The sequence below is a fragment of the Mesorhizobium caraganae genome, from assembly GCF_016836705.1.
Taxonomy (GTDB): Bacteria; Pseudomonadota; Alphaproteobacteria; order Rhizobiales; family Rhizobiaceae; genus Mesorhizobium; species Mesorhizobium caraganae.
The window spans coordinates 1-454 of sequence record NZ_JAFCGY010000143.1 but is presented as its reverse complement, the minus strand read 5'-3'; the positions used below and the strand labels follow the sequence as shown (position 1 = coordinate 454).

Annotated in this window: 1 protein-coding gene; it reads right to left on the bottom strand. The window is 63.7% G+C overall.

What is annotated here, in order from left to right:
* Positions 1–454: hypothetical protein (locus JQK88_RS35685; RefSeq protein WP_203281283.1), on the bottom strand; the 454-nt coding region annotated here is incomplete at both ends.

The following is a 454-nucleotide window of genomic DNA, read 5'->3' as shown; positions in this document are numbered from 1 at the left end:
GTCGTAGTCGAGGTAGGAACCCGGCTCGCCGGCGAAGATCTTGTAACGCTCGTCGCGGCGCTCCAAACCGAAGGCGACGTTGAGGCCACGGAAGATATGGTCGTAGAAACGGTTGACGTCGAAATTCACCGTGTTCTGTTCGAACGAGAACCCGCCGGCGTCGAAGCTGCGCGGGCTCACGCCCTTGCCGCCGTTGAGCAGGTCGAGATTGGCCAGCGAGGCGTTGAGGGAGTTGTTGATGGTGTAGCGCAGCTTGCTGTAGCCGTAGGTGTAGGACAGGTCCGCGTTCCACTCGCCCAGGCTCCAGCGCACGCCGAGAATGCCGAAGCGGTCGTCGATGTCGCCGTCGATGAAGGGCACGAAGCCGTTCGGATACATCGCCGCGGAATTGCGCGAGGGAATGTCTTCCGAGCCGATGCCGTCGCGCGCGAACGCGGCCGAGGAGGCGTCGCGC